Annotated in this window: 15 protein-coding genes; 10 read left to right on the top strand and 5 right to left on the bottom strand. The window is 62.7% G+C overall.

Annotation, left to right across the window (positions count from 1 at the left end; translation table 11 throughout):
• The first annotated feature begins 3 nt into the window (after positions 1-3).
• The 5 genes from QMO82_RS15555 (at position 4) to QMO82_RS15535 (ending at position 5443) form a co-directional block, all read left to right on the top strand.
• Positions 4-798: a thymidylate synthase gene (locus QMO82_RS15555; protein ID WP_272782135.1), complete on the top strand. Its 795-nt coding sequence runs from the start codon at positions 4-6 to the stop codon at positions 796-798.
• Between the two features lie 13 nt (positions 799-811).
• A complete protein-coding gene (locus QMO82_RS15550; RefSeq protein WP_183606700.1) occupies positions 812-1330 on the top strand; it encodes a dihydrofolate reductase in 519 nt (172 codons plus the stop codon).
• Positions 1331-1479: 149 nt separating this feature from the next.
• Positions 1480-2556, top strand: a complete 1077-nt coding sequence (hflK, locus tag QMO82_RS15545; RefSeq protein ID WP_183606701.1) for an FtsH protease activity modulator HflK — start codon at positions 1480-1482, stop codon at positions 2554-2556.
• Between the two features lie 3 nt (positions 2557-2559).
• Positions 2560-3516: a protease modulator HflC gene (hflC, locus tag QMO82_RS15540; protein WP_183606702.1), complete on the top strand. Its 957-nt coding sequence runs from the start codon at positions 2560-2562 to the stop codon at positions 3514-3516.
• Positions 3517-3739: 223 nt separating this feature from the next.
• The gene (locus tag QMO82_RS15535) at positions 3740-5443 is read left to right on the top strand and encodes a DegQ family serine endoprotease (RefSeq protein WP_183606703.1); all 1704 of its coding nucleotides are present in this window, start codon (positions 3740-3742) and stop codon (positions 5441-5443) included.
• A gap of 350 nt (positions 5444-5793) precedes the next feature.
• Here QMO82_RS15535 and serB read toward each other — a convergent pair whose 3' ends face one another.
• On the bottom strand, positions 5794-6684 hold the full coding sequence (gene serB / locus QMO82_RS15530; RefSeq protein ID WP_183606704.1) for a phosphoserine phosphatase SerB: 891 nt from the start codon (positions 6682-6684) through the stop codon (positions 5794-5796).
• On the opposite strand from serB, the gene miaA reads away from it, so the two are divergent.
• Positions 6683-7579 carry a tRNA (adenosine(37)-N6)-dimethylallyltransferase MiaA gene (gene miaA, locus QMO82_RS15525; protein ID WP_183606705.1) on the top strand — a complete coding sequence of 299 codons (897 nt, stop codon included), beginning with the start codon at positions 6683-6685 and terminating at the stop codon, positions 7577-7579. The genes serB and miaA overlap by 2 nt on opposite strands.
• Here the strand turns inward: miaA and QMO82_RS15520 are convergent.
• Together QMO82_RS15520 and QMO82_RS15515 are read right to left on the bottom strand one after the other, a co-directional pair.
• On the bottom strand, positions 7576-9084 hold the full coding sequence (locus QMO82_RS15520) for a PLP-dependent aminotransferase family protein (RefSeq protein WP_183606706.1): 1509 nt from the start codon (positions 9082-9084) through the stop codon (positions 7576-7578). The two genes, miaA and QMO82_RS15520, sit on opposite strands and share 4 nt — an antisense overlap.
• An 11-nt stretch (positions 9085-9095) precedes the next feature.
• Complete coding sequence (locus tag QMO82_RS15515) at positions 9096-9272, bottom strand: hypothetical protein (RefSeq protein WP_183606707.1); 177 nt, start codon at positions 9270-9272, stop codon at positions 9096-9098.
• Positions 9273-9276: 4 nt separating this feature from the next.
• Here QMO82_RS15515 and QMO82_RS15510 point away from each other — a divergent pair, with 4 nt between their 5' ends.
• Together QMO82_RS15510 and QMO82_RS15505 are read left to right on the top strand one after the other, a co-directional pair.
• Positions 9277-9891: a LysE family translocator gene (locus QMO82_RS15510; RefSeq protein WP_183606708.1), complete on the top strand. Its 615-nt coding sequence runs from the start codon at positions 9277-9279 to the stop codon at positions 9889-9891.
• A 21-nt stretch (positions 9892-9912) separates the two neighbouring features.
• A complete protein-coding gene (locus QMO82_RS15505; RefSeq protein ID WP_183606709.1) occupies positions 9913-10839 on the top strand; it encodes a dihydrodipicolinate synthase family protein in 927 nt (308 codons plus the stop codon).
• Here QMO82_RS15505 and QMO82_RS15500 read toward each other — a convergent pair.
• The gene (locus QMO82_RS15500; RefSeq protein WP_183606710.1) at positions 10824-12848 is read right to left on the bottom strand and encodes an ATP-binding protein; all 2025 of its coding nucleotides are present in this window, start codon (positions 12846-12848) and stop codon (positions 10824-10826) included. The genes QMO82_RS15505 and QMO82_RS15500 overlap by 16 nt on opposite strands.
• Before the next feature lie 323 nt (positions 12849-13171).
• Here QMO82_RS15500 and QMO82_RS15495 point away from each other — a divergent pair, with 323 nt between their 5' ends.
• Complete coding sequence (locus QMO82_RS15495; protein ID WP_183606711.1) at positions 13172-14962, top strand: acetolactate synthase 3 large subunit; 1791 nt, start codon at positions 13172-13174, stop codon at positions 14960-14962.
• An 83-nt stretch (positions 14963-15045) separates the two neighbouring features.
• Positions 15046-15618 (top strand): acetolactate synthase small subunit, encoded by a 573-nt coding sequence (gene ilvN, locus QMO82_RS15490; RefSeq protein ID WP_183606712.1) that lies wholly within the window; start codon positions 15046-15048, stop codon positions 15616-15618.
• A gap of 222 nt (positions 15619-15840) precedes the next feature.
• Here ilvN and QMO82_RS15485 read toward each other — a convergent pair whose 3' ends face one another.
• A complete protein-coding gene (locus QMO82_RS15485) occupies positions 15841-16689 on the bottom strand; it encodes an aldo/keto reductase (protein ID WP_183606713.1) in 849 nt (282 codons plus the stop codon).
• Between the last annotated feature and the right edge of the window lie 76 nt (positions 16690-16765).

Genomic DNA, 16765 nt, shown 5'->3' with positions numbered 1-16765 from the left:
GACATGAAGCAATATCTCGATCTCCTCGCCCATGTGATGGAAAAGGGCTCCGACCGGGGCGACCGCACCGGCACCGGCACGCGCTCGGTCTTCGGCTATCAGATGCGCTTCGACCTCCAAGAAGGCTTTCCCGTGCTGACCACGAAAAAGCTGCATCTGCGCTCGATCATTCACGAGCTTTTGTGGTTCCTGAAGGGCGAGACGAATATCCGCTATCTCAAGGAAAACGGCGTTTCGATCTGGGACGAATGGGCCGATGAAAACGGCGATCTCGGGCCGGTCTACGGCGCCCAGTGGCGTTCCTGGCCGGCACCGGACGGGGGCCATATCGACCAGATCGCCAATCTCGTCAAAGGCATCGTCAACAATCCGAATTCGCGCCGCCATATCGTCTCGGCCTGGAATCCGGCCGAAGTGGACGAGATGGCGCTGCCGCCCTGTCATTGCCTGTTCCAGTTCTACGTGGCCGACGGCAAGCTCTCCTGCCAACTCTATCAGCGCTCGGCCGACATCTTCCTCGGCGTGCCGTTCAACATCGCTTCCTATGCGCTACTGACGATGATGGTGGCGGAGGTGACCGGGCTGAAGCCTGGCGATTTCGTCCACACGCTGGGCGATGCCCACCTCTATCACAACCATTTCGACCAGGCGAAGCTGCAGCTGGCACGCCGGCCGAAGCCGCTGCCCTTCATGCGCATCAACCCGGATGTGAAGGACATTTTCGGCTTCACCTTCGACGATTTCGAGCTGATCGGCTACGAGGCCGATGCCAGTATCAAAGCGCCGATCGCCGTCTGATCCGGGACATTTCATGGCCAACATCCGCAGGACCATCATCGCCGCCGTTGCCCGCAACGGCATCATCGGCCGCGACGGCGACATGCCCTGGCGGCTTTCGAGCGATCTCAAGCGCTTCAAGGCGCTGACATTGGGCAAGCCTGTCGTGATGGGCCGCAAGACCTACGACTCGATTGGCAAGCCGCTGCCGGGGCGGCCGAACGTCGTCATCTCCAGGCAAGCGACGATAGACCACCCGGATGTGCAGATGGCGCATTCGCTGCCCGAGGCGATGACGGCGGCCGAAAGGCTAGCGCGCGAAACCGGCGTCGACGAGATCTGCATTATCGGCGGCGGGCAGGTCTATACGCAGGCGATCGGCCTTGCCGACCGGATGTGCATCACGCATGTCGAGGCCGATCTCGATGGGGACGCTTCGTTCCCGGCGATCGATCCAGACATCTGGCGGGCAGGGGAGTCTATCGCGGTTCCGGCCGGCGAGAAGGACACCTATCCCACGCGCTTCGTCGTCTATGAACGCCGACACGCCTGAAAATGAACTATTTTCCAATTAAATTGACCAAGTTTCTCACGTTGCGTTGAAAGCCGATGCGGCGATACCTATAACGGTCACCAACGCATCCACCGGTCAGCCCCCACGGTTCCGGATGTGTGGAAGACTTAACGAACAACGAGGTTTTGATGCCCTGGAGCAATCAGAATGGCGGCGGCGGCCCTTGGGGCGGCGGCGGCGGTAATAATCAGGGACCATGGGGCCAGGGGCCGAACCGCCCGCGCGGCGGCAAGGGCGGACCGCCCGACCTGGAAGACATTATCCGGCGCGGACAGGACCAACTGCGCAATATCGTTCCCGGCGGTTTTAACGGCGGCGTGGCGGTGATCGTCGCGGCGATTGTCGCCGTCTTCTGGCTGATCCAGTGCGTCTACGTGGTGCAGCCGGATGAGCGGGGCGTCGAACTGCGGTTCGGCAAACCGAAGGAAGAGATCTCGATGCCCGGCCTGCATTTCCATTTCTGGCCGATGGAAAGCGTCGAGACGGTCAAGGTGACCGTGCAACAGCTGAATATCGGAGCGACCTCGGCATCGTCTTCGAACGGCCTGATGCTTTCAAGCGACAAGAGCGTCATCAATGTGCAGTTCGCCGTCTTCTACACGGTCAGTGACCCGAAGGCCTATCTCTTCAACGTCGAAAATCCGGCAGAGACCCTGCAGCAGGTTTCCGACAGCGCGATGCGCGAGATCGTCGGGCGGCGTCCGGCGCAGGACGCCTTCCGCAGCAATCGCCAGCCGATCGAAGTTGATGTGCTCAACATCCTACAGGACACGATGAACCGCTATGGAGCAGGTGTGACCGTCACCGGCGTGACGATCCAGAACGTGGCGCCGCCGCGGGAAGTCGCCGATGCCTTCGAAGAAGTGCAGCGTGCCGGCCGGGACCGCGACAGCACGATTGAAGAGGCCAATCGCTACACCAACCAGAAACTCGGTCAGGCGCGCGGCGATGCGGCGCGAATCCGTGAAGATGCAGCCGCCTACAAGGACCGTGTCGTGAAGGAAGCGGAAGGCGAAGCGCAGCGCTTCACTGCGATCAATGACGAATATTTCAAGGCGCCGGAGGTGACCCGCAAGCGGTTGTACCTCGAAACGATGGAGCAGGTGCTGAAGAACTCGAAGAAGGTCATCATCGACGAGAAGCAGGGCGTGTTGCCCTATCTGCCGCTCAACGAGCTCGGCAAGCCCGCGCAGCAGGGAGGCTGATCCATGACGTCGAACAGACTTCCCATCATTCTCCTCATCCTCGCCATCGTGCTGGTCGGGCTCTATTCGTCCATCTTCGTGGTGAATGCACGCGAGCAGGCCATCGTCGTCCGCTTCGGGCAGATCCAGACGGTCAAGACCGAACCCGGCATTTATTTCAAGCTGCCTTTCGGCTTCATGGATGCCGACCGCGTTCAACTGGTCGAAAAGCAGGCGCTGAGGCTCGATCTCGACAATATCCGCGTTCAGGTCCAGGACGGCCAGACCTTCGACGTCGATGCTTTCGTGATCTACAACATCTCGGATGTTCGCCGCTTCCGCGAAACGGTATCGGGCGACCGCGAGGCCGCGGAAGCGCGGTTGAGAGCGCAGCTTGATTCATCGCTTCGCCGCGTCTACGGCCTGCGTGACTACAATGCGGCGCTTTCGGAAGAGCGTGTCGCGATGATGCTGGAGATTCGCGACGATCTGCGCACAGATGCCGAAAATCTCGGTCTGCATATCGATGACGTTCGCATCCGCCGCACCGACCTTTCGCCCGAGGTTGCGCCAAACACCTATAATGCCATGCGTTCGGAACGCCTTGCCGAGGCCGAGCGCATCCGTGCCGAGGGCAATGAGGAAGGCCAGCGGCGTCGAGCCGTCGCCGACCGTCAGGTTGTGGAGCTGACCGCAGGGGCGCAACGCGATGCGGAGATCCTTCGAGGCCAGGGCGACGCGGAACGCAACCGCGTCTTCGCCGAAGTCTTCAGCAAGGATCCGGCCTTCTTCGAGTTCTATCGCTCGATGGCGGCCTATTCCTCCGCTCTCTCGTCGCAGGACACGACACTGGTGCTTTCGCCGAATTCGGAATTCTTCCGCTATTTCGACAATGCTGCCGGCACCCTGCAGCCGTCGCCCGCAAATCCGGCCGCACCGGCTGCGGCTGTTCCCGCAGCCCCCGCCCAGCCGGCGAACTGACCGTAACGGATATCAATCGCATGCCCAATCATGGAAGGGCCGGCCCGAGTGCCGGCCCTTTTTTCGCGGGATGCCCTTTTTTCGTGGGATGATTGAGATGATCCGGCTTTTGCGAGGCCAAGTCACATTGCACGGGGATTTCGCGAAAAGGTGATTTCGCCCTCCATCATTCCGCCTTATGCTGGTGCTCAATGTGCGCATTTACCCCTTATGAGGAAGCTTGATGGCCCCCACGAATCGCTCGCCCTTCAGACGAACGCTCGCGCTTATGGCCAGCGCTGCAATTCTTGCGCATGCCGGCATGAACGGGGTAGCCTTTGCTCAAATCGCGCCTCAGACGACCGCTCCCGGGGTTGTTGCACCTGTTCCGGCTACTCCCGCACCCACGCAGCCCACACCCGCCGCACCACAGCAGACCGCGCCGATCCAGGCTGTCGCGCCCAACAACGGTCCGGCTTCGGTTGCCGATCTCGCCGAGGGACTGCTCGACGCCGTGGTCAACATCTCGACCTCGCAGAATGTGAAGGACGACGAGGGCGCAGGCCCGGCGCCCCGCGCGCCCGACGGCTCGCCGTTCCAGGAATTCTTCAACGATTTCTTCAACAAGCAGCAGGGCAACAAGGGCGGCAACCACAATGTCAGCTCGCTCGGCTCCGGCTTTGTCATTGATCCCACCGGTTATATCGTCACCAACAACCACGTGATCGAAGGCGCCGACGACATCGAGATCAATTTCGCCAATGGTTCGAAGCTCAAGGCGAAGCTGATCGGCACGGATACGAAAACCGATCTTTCGGTCCTGAAGGTCGAGCCGAAGGCGCCGCTGAAATTCGTGAAATTCGGCGATTCCAGCACGATGCGCATTGGCGACTGGGTGATGGCGATCGGCAATCCGTTCGGCTTCGGCGGTTCGGTGACGGTCGGCATCATTTCCGGGCGCGGCCGCAACATCAATGCCGGCCCCTACGACAACTTCATCCAGACGGATGCGGCGATCAACAAGGGCAATTCCGGCGGCCCGCTCTTCAACATGAAGGGTGAGGTGATCGGCATCAACACGGCGATCATTTCGCCGAGCGGCGGCTCGATCGGCATTGGTTTCTCGGTGCCTTCGGAGCTTGCCTCCGGCGTCGTCGACCAGTTGCGTGAATATGGCGAGACGCGGCGCGGCTGGCTCGGCGTGCGTATCCAGCCGGTGACTGACGATATCGCCGACAGCCTCGGGCTCGACAGCGCCAAGGGCGCGCTGGTGGCCGGCGTCATCAAGGGCGGACCGGTCGACGACGGCTCGATCAAGGCGGGCGACGTCATCCTCAAATTCGATGGCAAGACCGTCAGCGAAATGCGCGACCTGCCGCGCGTCGTGGCGGAAAGCACGGTCGGTAAGGAAGTCGACGTGGTGGTGCTGCGCGACGGCAAGGAGCAGACCGTCAAGGTGAAGCTTGGCCGGCTGGAGGACAGCGATCAGGCGGCTGCATCCGGCGATGGTTCGCAGGATGACGGTGTGATCACGCCGGATCCCGGCGAGGACAACGACATGGATCAGCCCGACAGCGGCGATCAGGCCCAGCCCGCACCTGATGCACCCGACCAGCACAAGGGCCAGGTGGCGCCGGATGCGGCCACGCCGAAGAACGTGCTCGGGCTGTCGCTGTCGCTGTTGAGCGCCGAGACGCGCAAGGCTTTCGGCATCGCCGAGAGCGTCGACGGCGTCGTCGTGACAGAGGTGACGCCCGGCTCGGCCTCGGCCGAAAAGGGGCTGAAGCCCGGCGACGTGATCGTCGAGGTGGCGCAGGAGTTCATGAAGTCGCCGGATGCGGTCGCCGCCAAGGTGCAGGCGCTGAAACAGGAAGGCCGCCGCAACGCCCAACTGATGATCGCATCGGCGAATGGCGATCTGCGATTTGTGGCTGTGCCGATGGAATAGGGGAGCTACGGCGGTAGTGAATTAGCCGCCGTAGTCTCCAACTCTCCTCATTCCCTTCCTCGGGCTTTGCCCGAGGGATGTCACAGGAATCCAGTGCGCCCAAGTCCTTGGGCCCAGAAGACTCTTCTCTCCTGACATAAGTCACTCACCGCGCGGACGCGCGGTGAGTGGATTCCTGTGACGAGCACAGGAATGAGGGCGGAGAGAGTGTGCCGGGCGGCCTTTCGAAACGAGGCCTTTGGCGTAGCGGTCCGGAGGTGACAGGCCATTTGCCGGGTTTACGGAGGTTGCCCTTCCGCGCGAGCCACCAGCGATCATCCCCGATTTCAGGAATGTCGCCGGTATCGCCGTCAAGGCGTCACGAAATCCGTCTTCCGGTAGCCCTGGATATAGAGCAGGGCGGTCAAGTCGCTGTGGTTGATGCGCATCTCAGCCTCGGCGGCGACGGCGGGCTTGGCGTGGAGGGCGACGCCGGAGCCGGCGAGGTGCAGCATGCCGAGGTCGTTGGCGCCGTCGCCGACGGCGATCGCTTCTTCCGGCGAAATGCCGAGGCGAGCCGAAATTTCGTTCAGCGCATCGACCTTCGCCTGCTTGCCGAGGATCGGTTCGGCGACGAAGCCAGAGAGAATGCCGCCGTCTTCGAGCAGGGTGTTGGCGCGGTTCTCATCAAAGCCGAGGGTGGCGGCGATGCGGCTGGTGAAGATGGTGAAGCCGCCGGAGACGAGGGCGGTGTAATGGCCTCTCGACTTCATGGTGGCGATCAGCTCCGGGCCGCCCGCAGTCAGTGTGATGCGCTTGGCGATCACTTCGTCGACGACCGATAGCGGCAGCCCCTTCAGCAGGGCGACACGCTCACGCAGGGCAGGCTCGAAGGCGATCTCGCCATTCATGGCGCGGGCGGTGATGGTCGCGACCTTCTCCTTCAGGCCGACTTCGGCAGCCAATTCGTCGATGCATTCCTGGCCGATCATCGTCGAATCCATGTCGGCGATCAGCAGCTTCTTGCGGCGGGTCTCCTGCTCCTGGATGACGAGGTCGATCGGCGCGCTTGCTATGACAGCAAGGATATTGGCCTCGGCCGCCTGCGCATCCGTGCCGTCGCGCAGCGCGATGTCGCAGGCGATGCCGTCGGCCAGCCAATAGAGGCCGGAAGCCTTGACCGCCCCGGCCGCCTGTTCGGCGATCTTGGGTGACAGCACGGGATTTGACGGATTGGCAACAAGCGTGGCAACGAGGGCCATGATGGAAAACCTTCTGAGCACAGTGAACGCGATCCTGATAACCGGGCCGACCGCCAGCGGCAAGTCCGCGCTCGCCGTCGAATTGGCCAAGCGCCATGGCGGTGCGGTCGTCAACGCCGACAGCATGCAGGTCTACGACACGCTGCGGATACTGACAGCGCGTCCGTCGGAAGAGGAGATGCAGGGCGTGCCGCATCACCTCTACGGCCACGTGCCGGCGGGTACGGCCTATTCCACCGGCGCCTGGCTGCGCGATGTCTCGGTGCTGTTGCCGATGCTCAAGGCTGAAGGGCGGCTGCCGGTCGTCGTCGGCGGCACGGGGCTCTATTTCAAAGCGCTGATCGGCGGCCTCTCCGATATGCCCGAGATACCGGAGGCGCTGCGGGAGGAACTCAGGGCGCGGCTGCTCAAGGAGGGGGCGGACGGGCTCTATGCGGAGCTGACTGAAGCCGATCCCGCCACGGCGGCAAGCCTCAACCGCCAGGACGGACAGCGCATCGTTCGGGCGCTTGAAGTGGTGAAGGCGACGGGGCGGTCGATCGCCGACTTCCAGGGCCGGGCGGGAGCGGTGGCGATCGATGCTGCCGAGGCTCGCAAGATCGTCGTGCTGCCGGACCGGGCGGTGCTCCATCAGCGCATCAACGGGCGTTTCGAAAAGATGCTGCAGCAAGGCGCGGAAGATGAGGTGAGGGCGCTGCTGGCGCGCGACCTGCCGGCCGAGGCGCCTGTGATGAAGGCAATCGGCGTGGCGCAGATCGCGGCCATGCTGAAGGGCGAGATGGAGCGCGACGAGGTGCTGGAGAAGGGCGCTGCGGCGACGCGGCAATATGCCAAACGGCAAATGACCTGGTTCCGCAACCAGATGGACGATAGCTGGGAACGGCTGGTGGTTTAGGCATCAGGCCCGGCGCGGGCTTTCGCTCCAGACATCTGCAAGCTCAGCAGTTTGACGAGTTCGCCGACCGCCGCCTGCAGCTGGTCCGGCAGAAATCCGCCGAAACCCAGCATCAGGCCCGGGCGCGCCGGCTGCGCGGCATACATCGGGGAGATCGCCCGCACGGCGAGGCCGGCCGACAGGGCGCGTGCTGCGAGTTGCAGGTCGTCGACCTCCTCGGGCAGCCACAGAAGAATATGCATGCCCTGGTCGCTCGGCTGAACGTGGCAGCTCTCCGGCAAGGCTCGTTCGAGCGCTGAGAGCAGGACAGCGCGGCGTTCGGCGTAGAGACCGCGGATGCGCCGGATATGCGCTTCGAAATAACCTTCCCGCATATAGGCCGCCAGAACGTGCTGTTCTGTGATTGGCGAATGCCGGTCGAGAATGGCGCGGGCGCCGGCAAAGGCTTCTGCGAGCGGCGGAGGGGCGATGATGTAGCCGAGGCGCAGGGAGGGAAAGAGCACTTTGCTGAAGGTGCCGAGATAGACGACGCGTGACGGACACAACCCTTGCATCGAGGGAAACGGGTGTCCGGCATAACGCAGTTCGCTGTCGTAATCGTCCTCGACGATCCAGGCGCGATTCTGGTCTGCCCAGGCGATCAAGGCATTGCGCCTGGCCATGCTGAGCGGCATGCCGATCGGATATTGATGCGAAGGGGTGACGAATGCGGCGCGCGCCTGCGGACATAGCTCGAGGCCGCGTTCCACGTTCATTCCCTGTGCATCGACCGGCAGGCGGTGCGTCCGGACGCCGAGATCGTCAAGCACGGCGGTCAGGCCGGGATAGGCCGGGTCCTCGGCCCATACCGGATCGTCACGCGAGAGAAGGACCCGGCCCGCCATATAGAGGCCTTGCTGGGTGCCTGATGTGACGATGACCTGTTCCGGCTCGCAATGAACGGCCCGCGCGCGCCTGATGTGATCGGCAATGGCAAGCCTGAGCTCGAGCAGACCCATCGGGTCGTGGTAACCCGAAGGTGCGGCCTGTCGCGACGCGCGCACGCGGTTGCCGAGACGGCGCCAGTTGTCGTCGGGCGCAATGCCACAAGCCGGGACAGCGATGGCGAAGGGAATGGGCGGGTGCGGGGTGAGCGCACGGGCGATGGCGATCAGCCGGGCGGCCTGGGAAGGCAGATCGACAGCATCCGCGCTTGGCGGCACTGCCGCCGCCGGCGGGGGCGCAGGCATTGCGTCGATCAGATCGGCGGCAACACGGGTTCCGGCTCCGACCCGCGCTTCGAGATAGCCTTCAGCGGTCAACTGATCGAATACCTCGACAACGGTGCCGCGCGCGATCTTAAGCGAAGCCGCAAGGCTGCGCGTCGAAGGAAGGCGTTCGCCTGGCCTCAGCTCACTGCAGGCGATTGCGTTCCGCAGGGCCTGCGCAAGCTGGCGGCCGACATTGGCCGTTCGGTCGATCGCGTTCAGCGATGGTATCCCGATGATGCTGCGCCGTTTGGACATCGCAAAATGGTCTATTGAAATTCTTCAAAATGGCGCTTCATGATGGGCCAATTTTCGAGGAAAAGGAAGTGGATCGGCGGCTTCCAGATGGCGCATTCTTCGTCTTCGTCTTCGTCTTCGTCTTCGTCTTCGTCTTCGTCTTCGTCTTCGGGATCGTGCCGTGCGCGGGCGCAAACTTTTGGAAACACGCAAATGCAGGATCTTCTTGTCGTCTATATCGCCTACGCAATCGCTGCAGGCAGTCCCGGACCAAGCAATATGGCGATCATGAACGTGGCGATGCGACAAGGGCGTCGACCGGCGCTCGTCCTTGCTGCCGGGGTCATAACGATGTCGACATGCTGGGGGCTGGTCGCTGTCACCGGCATTTCCACACTCCTGGTCCGCTATGCCCATGCGCTGCTGTTCCTCAAAGTCGCAGGCGGGCTTTACCTCCTCTGGCTCGCCTGGAGGGCGGCCCGCTCGGCAACCGCCCCGGACGGGCCGGCAGGTGAGGTCGTCCGGCCTGCCGCGCAACTCGGCGCGCTCTATCGTCGCGGTATTCTGATGCATCTCGGCAACCCGAAGGCGGTTCTGGCCTGGGTCGCGATCATGTCGCTCGGCCTCAAGCCCGGCGCTTCGCCCGAAATGGCGGTCACGGCGTTCGGCGGCTGCGTGCTTCTCGGGATCTCGATATTTGCCGGCTATGCCGTGCTCTTCTCGACGGCCCCGATGGTGCGCGGCTACGCCCGTGCGCGGCGGTGGATCGAGGGAAGCCTCGCCGTCTTCTTCGCTGGCGCCGGATCGCGCTTGCTGTTCTCACATTGACCGATTTTTCAGGATCGCATCATGTCTGTCGCTTCTCCGTTTCATGGTCTTTCGGCCTTTCCGCCCACGCCCGCCGATAGCGATGGCCGGGTCGACACGGAAGCTCTCGGCCGCCTGCTGGAACGCCTGTGCGATGCAGGTGTCGCGTCGATAGGCCTTCTCGGCAGCACCGGCATCTATGCCTTTCTCACACGTGAGGAACGGCGGCGAGCCATCGAGGCTGCGGTCGAATGCGTTCACGGTCGTATTCCCCTCGTCGTCGGCGTCGGAGCTCTGAGGACAGACCAGGCCCAGAACCTTGCGAGAGACGCCGAGGCCGCTGGCGCCGATGCGTTTCTGCTCGCACCGGTCTCCTATACGCCGCTGACCCAGGAGGAAGCCTACGAACATTTCCTCGCGGTCACCGAGGCGGCGAAGCTGCCACTTTGCATCTATAACAATCCCGGCACGACCCACTTCACCTTCAGCCGGGAGCTTCTGCAGCGCCTGTCCGACATCGAGACGATCAAGGCGGTGAAGATGCCTCTGCCTGTTGACGGCGATCTCGCGGGTGAGCTTGCGGCATTGCGTGAGAAGACCGACCTTGCGATCGGTTACAGCGGCGATTGGGGTGCGGCCGAAGCGCTGCTTGCAGGCGCCGACGCCTGGTACAGCGTCATCGGCGGCTTGTTTCCGCGTGTTACCCTTGCTCTGACTAAGGCTGCGATTGCCGGCGACAGCGGTGAGGCGCAACGGCTCGATACTCTCCTGCAGCCGCTGTGGAAAACGTTCAAGGAGTTCGGAAGCCTTCGCGTGGTCTATGCCCTGGTCGGTCGTCTTTCGCTTGCCCAGGCAGAACTCCCGCGGCCGTTGTTGCCGCTCGGGCCGATGGACCGGCGGCGTGTGCTCAACGCCGTCGAGCCTCTGATCGCGCTGGAGAGCGAGTGGAAAGTTCAATCCTTGTTATAGAGGCTGCTCAGCGGTTTTTTCAGGATGCTTTCGCGCAGCGACGTGCCGGGCTCGCGGCGGGTGATCGCAGGCTGGTCCGTCGGCGATGCCGGTCGGGGAAAGACCGGTTCCTCGCGGCGCATCTCGCGGCGCAGCGCATCCAACCGGGGATCGATCGAGGGGGAGACGCCGGGATCCAGCCGCGGTGTCTGCGGCAGCAGTTCGCGCCGGTAGGATTCGAGCGACGCGGACGACGGTGCAGGCGGCGCGTAGGGCTTGGCGTCCAGATCCTCGTCGGCGGCATCAGCCTCGTCGGAGCTTGTGACGGACGACGCGTAGCTCTGCTGGAAATTCGAGATGTCTGGTCCGACGGTTACCGCCCGCATGCGGGTGACGATCTTGCGCAGGTCGACCGTATCCGGATCTTCCTCGCTGTGTTTGTTATTGGCGCTGCTCGCCTTCGGCAGCAGGTTTTCGTCGACGCGGGAAAAGCGCATGCGCATCGGCACGCTGATCGCCTCGCCGAAAGCGATCGCCTCGCCGTTGCCGATCGAGGAGATGAAGCTCGTCGTCGAGATCGACGAATTCGGGATGGCCGAGCGGATGATTTCCTGGTCGCGGTCATTGGCAAGGCGCATGGCAAACAGCGTCGAACACTGCGACAGGATCGTCTGGTCGAGCTCACCCGGCCGTTGCGTGATGATGCCGAGCGAGACGCCGTATTTGCGGCCCTCCTTGGCGATGCGGGCGATTGCCTGGCGTGTCGGCACGAAGCCGAGGCTCGGATCGGAGGGGATGTAGCGGTGAGCTTCCTCGCAGACGACCAGCATGTGGATGGCGCCGTCGCTCCACAGCGCCACTTCGAAGGCCATGCGGCAGAGCACTGAGGCGACCGAATTGACGACCTCGGAGGGAATGCCGGCAAGCTGGAAGGTGCAGATCGGCCTGCCGTCGCCGGGGATGCGGAAGATCTGCGCGATGGTTTCGGTGATCGTGTCGCTGATCGTGTTGTTGGAGAACATGAAGTGATAGCGCGGATCATTGATCGCGGCGATGAGGCGCATCTTCAGCGATCGCAGGAAGGGCTTTTCCGAGCGGCCTTCCAGGCGGCCGATGCGCTCGTCGATCAGCGCCAGCAGATCGGCCATGCGGTAGGGAACCGGCGTATCGGCAGTGATCGAGCTCTTTTCCGTCGTGCGGCGCACCAGCGAATTGTCGCTGCCGCGGAAGGCGCGCTTGGCCTCCGGCAGGATATCACGCAGCATGTCGAGTTCTTCGGGCACCGGTGGGCGGCCGCGGAAGACGACCTCGGCAAATTCCTCCAGCCGCATCAACCAGAAGGGCAGGTCGAGCGTATCCGTGTCGATGGTGACGGCATGCTTGGGAAAGGCAGCGGCGAATTCGTTGTGCGGATCGAGGATCAGCACGCGCAGCTTCGGGTTCGCCGCGATCGCCTTGTGCAGCAGCAGCGACACGGCCGTCGACTTGCCGACGCCGGTCGAACCGACGACGGCGAAATGCTTGGAGAGCATCGAGGGGATATGGATCGCCGCATCGATGCTTTCGTCCTGCGTCAGCTTGCCGATTACGGCTGTCGTGCCCTCTCCGGCATCGTAGATGCGGATCAGGTCGGCGGCGCGAATGCGGTGGGCGATGGCGCCGAGATAGGGATAGCGTGAGATGCCGGTCGAGAATTCCTCGGTGCCGTCCTCATCGACGCGGACTTCGCCGAGAAGCTCGGTCTCGATCCTGAACGTATTATCCTCGCCTTCGCCCCAGGCATGGCTGCCGGTGTTCATCTGATAGACGAGGGCGACGACGCGATTGCGGCCGACGCTGATCGAAATCAGCCGGCCGACGGACCAGAGTTCGGTGAGATCGGTGCCGCCCTGTTCGGCGACGGCGGCAATCGTCGCCCTGGAGCCGCTGCATGCAACGACGCGGCCGAGAAAGCGATTCCCCGGCGCATGGCCATCGCGGCGATCATGCTCGCCTGCCTTGCCAGACGTGCGCGAGTCGTTGTTGAGCAAAGGGCTACTCCATGCGGTAGCGTATAAGAATAAAGTCGATCCTTTAACAAATCCTTCATCCTATGGATTTTCGGGTGCGCGAGGCTGGGGCAGTTTTTTATTGCGGCATGCGTTGACGCTGCGAAATTTTCTGTCTATCACTTCCGACCATGAAAATCGCAACGGCTCTTATCGTGGTGGGAAAGCGCATGGGCAGGATGGTGTAACCATCCGGCGATAGCCACCCATGCGCTAGATGACAGGCTCCTCCGGGGCCTTTTTTTATGCCCGAAAACAGGGCTTCCGGCCACAAACGCAATCCCAGCATCAAACGGAACAGACAGATGAGCACGGACAATCAGGCGGCAGGCAATCGGATGACAGGAGCGGAGATCGTTCTCAAGGCGCTGAAGGACAATGGCGTCGAACATATCTTCGGCTATCCCGGCGGCGCGGTCCTGCCGATCTATGACGAGATCTTCCAGCAGGACGACATCAAGCACATCCTCGTCCGTCACGAGCAGGGGGCAGGCCATGCGGCCGAAGGCTACGCCCGCTCCACCGGCAAGGTCGGCGTCATGCTGGTCACCTCGGGTCCGGGCGCCACCAATGCGGTCACGCCGCTGCAGGACGCGCTGATGGATTCGATCCCGCTCGTCTGCCTGACCGGCCAGGTTCCGACCTCGCTGATCGGCTCCGACGCCTTCCAGGAATGCGATACGGTCGGCATCACCCGGCCCTGCACCAAGCACAACTGGCTGGTCAAGGATGTCAACGAACTCGCCGCCGTCATTCACGAAGCCTTCCGCATCGCCCAGTCCGGCCGTCCGGGTCCCGTCGTCGTCGATATTCCGAAGGACGTGCAGTTTGCGACCGGCACCTATACGCCGCCCGCCGACTATCCGGTCCAGAAGAGCTACCAGCCGAAGATCCAGGGCGACCTCAACCAGATCCATGCGGCGATCGAGCTGATGGCGAGCGCGCGCCGTCCCGTCATCTATTCCGGCGGCGGTGTCGTCAATTCCGGCCCCGAGGCCTCCAAGCTGCTGCGCGAGCTGGTCGAGCTCACCGATTTCCCGATCACTTCGACGCTGATGGGCCTCGGCGCCTATCCGGCGTCGGGCAAGAACTGGCTGAAGATGCTCGGCATGCACGGCTCCTACGAGGCCAACATGGCGATGCATGACTGCGACGTCATGGTCTGCATCGGCGCCCGCTTCGACGACCGCATCACCGGCCGTCTCAACGCCTTTTCGCCGAACTCGAAAAAGATCCACATCGATATCGATCCGTCTTCGATCAACAAGAACGTCCGTGTCGATATCGGCATCCGCGGCGACGTCGGCCATGTCCTCGAAGACATGGTTCGCCTGTGGCGGGCGCTGCCGAGGAAGCCGGAGAAAAACCGCCTCGAGGATTGGTGGAGCGACATCGCCCGCTGGCGGGCGCGCAACTCCTTCGCCTATACGAAGAACAGCGACGTCATCATGCCGCAATATGCGCTGGAACGGCTGTTTGCGCATACCAAGGACCGCGACACCTACATCACGACCGAGGTCGGGCAGCACCAGATGTGGGCGGCGCAGTTCTTCGGCTTCGAACAGCCGAACCGCTGGATGACCTCGGGCGGCCTCGGCACGATGGGCTACGGCCTGCCGGCAGCACTCGGCGTCCAGATTGCCCATCCCGATAGTCTCGTCATCGATATTGCCGGCGACGCCTCGATCCAGATGTGCATCCAGGAAATGTCGACGGCGATCCAGTACGATGCGCCGATCAAGATCTTCATCATGAACAACCAGTACATGGGCATGGTGCGCCAGTGGCAGCAGTTGCTGCACGGCAACCGCCTGTCGCACTCCTATACTGAGGCGATGCCGGATTTCGTCAAGCTGGCGGAAGCCTATGGCGCGGTCGGGCTGCGTTGCGACAAGCCGGACGAGCTCGACGATGCCATCGTCGAGATGATCGAGGTCAAGAAGCCGGTCATTTTCGATTGCCGCGTCGCCAATCTCGCCAACTGCTTCCCGATGATTCCCTCGGGCAAGGCTCACAACGAAATGCTGCTGCCTGACGAGGCCACTGATGAAGCTGTCGCCAATGCGATTGACGCCAAGGGCCGCGCGCTCGTTTGACATTTTAATTTGCGCATAATCCTTTCTGAAGATCGCTTCCGATTTTCGGGGGGTATGCAGCAGGGAAGAGGAAACTCAAGACCATGAACGCACATCTACAGCCCACGGGCTCCGCCTATTTCATCTCGCCGGAAACGACGGCGGTCGAAAGCCACACGCTTTCGGTTCTCGTCGACAACGAGCCGGGCGTTCTTGCCCGGGTCATCGGCCTGTTTTCCGGGCGCGGCTACAATATCGAGAGCCTGACGGTTTCCGAGACCGAGCACCAGGCGCATCTTTCCCGCATCACCATCGTCACCCGCGGCACGCCACACGTGCTGGAGCAGATCAAGGCCCAGCTCGAGCGCATCGTGCCTGTGCACCGCGTCGTCGATCTCACGGTGCGGGCCCGCGAACTCGGCCAGGACCGTCCGATCGAGCGCGAAGTGGCGCTGGTCAAGGTGATCGGCGAGGGCGAAATGCGCGCCGAGACGCTGCGCCTTGCCGACGCCTTTCATGCCAAGGTGGTGGACGCGACGGTCGGCCACTTCATCCTGGAGATCACCGGCAAGTCTTCGAAGATCGACCAGTTCGTGGCGATCATGAAGCCGCTCGGCCTCATCGAGGTCTGCCGCACTGGTATTGCGGCGATGAACCGTGGCGCGCAGGGGATGTGAGTCTGCCGCTGCTGTCTGGTTGGTGCCGATAGCTGCCCCTCACCCTAACCCAACCGGGGTCGAGCCACTCGTCTCGCCCCCGTCCTTCGGACACCCGTAAACCGGGCGAGGGGACGTGCCATACAAGAGTTCGACAGGGATCAGGAGGGTTGCCACGTGTCCCCTTCGCCCCGCTTGCCGGGAGAAGGTGCCGGCAGGCGGATGAAGGGGCATGGCGTCTGATCACAGCATCTCCAGCGACCTTTTGCCTGTCGGCGGTGGGAAGGCCGCGTCGAGCGCCCTCCAGTCCTCGTCGGTAATGTCGAGCGACACGCAGTCGCGGTTTTCGCGAACGCGCTCGACATTTGATGTCTTCGGTATGACGAAGACGCTGTCGCGTTCCAGCAGGAAGGCGAGCGCCACTTGTGCGGGTGTCGCCTGATTGGCCTTGGCGATGCGAATCAGCTCGGGATGGTGCAGGATGCGGCCCTGTTCGATCGGCGAATAGGCCATGATCGGAATGTTGCGGCTCTGGCACCAGGGCAACAGATCGAATTCGACGCCGCGGCGGGAAAGATTGTAGAGCACCTGGTTGGCGGCGACATTGGCGCCGTCAGGCACGCGGAGCAGTTCCTGCATGTCGTCGGTATCGAAGTTGGAGACGCCCCAGGCGCCGATTTTGCCCGCTGCCTTCAGCGTCTCGAAAGCTTCGACCGTCTCGGCGAGCGGATAGTTGCCGCGCCAGTGCAATAGGTAGAGATCGATGCGGTCGGTACCGAGTCGTTCGAGACTGTTTTCGCAAGCTTCGATCGTGCCTTTCAGGCTGGCGTTCCAGGGATAGACCTTGCTGACGATGAAGACCTCGTCGCGCCGCCCTTTGATCGCCTGACCGACGATCTCCTCGGCGCCGCCGTCGCCATACATTTCGGCGCTGTCGATTAGCGTCATGCCGAGATCGATGCCGGCCTTCAGGCTTTCGATCTCGGCCTTTGCATAGCCGGCAGCCTCGCCCATGGCCCAGGTTCCCTGGCCGAGTGCCGGCACTTCCGCGCCGTTCGGGAATTTGACTGTAGGGATCGGATCATCTTGCATGATTTTTTCCATTTTGCAGGAGATTGCGCGGCGTTCTTATCTTTCAAGTGGTCCTGTCACCATGACAATAATGTAA

This window comes from Rhizobium sp. BT04, from assembly GCF_030053135.1.
Classification (GTDB): Bacteria; Pseudomonadota; Alphaproteobacteria; order Rhizobiales; family Rhizobiaceae; genus Rhizobium; species Rhizobium binxianense.
The sequence above is the reverse complement of the archived record's forward strand: the minus strand, read 5'-3'. Positions and strand labels throughout refer to the sequence as shown.